Raw genomic sequence first — 219 nt, forward strand, 5'->3', positions numbered from 1 at the left:
GCGTCGATGCGGAGCCAGCGACGCCGACATTCTGCGCGCCGCCGATGGCGAGCGGCCGTCCGCCTTTACGGCTGCAACGCCGAACGCCGCCCCCTTGGCCGCGCTTGCCGACCGGACCCAGATCGCGGCCGGAGCGCCGGAAGCCCTTTTGGCCGCCCAGACCATGCTGGATGGCGGCCTGATCCTGACATTCGATCCGCGTGACGCCGAAGCCCTGAT

1 protein-coding gene is annotated in these 219 nt (G+C 70.8%); it reads left to right on the forward strand.

Going from position 1 to position 219, the window contains the following annotated elements; all coding sequences use genetic code 11:
• Nucleotides 1–219: hypothetical protein (locus ACM5QX_RS29705; RefSeq protein WP_414756785.1), on the forward strand; the 219-nt coding region annotated here is incomplete at both ends.

Origin of the sequence: Anabaena sp. CCY 9910, from assembly GCF_963920875.1 — a bacterium.
Lineage (GTDB): Bacteria > Cyanobacteriota > Cyanobacteriia > Cyanobacteriales > Nostocaceae > Trichormus > Trichormus variabilis.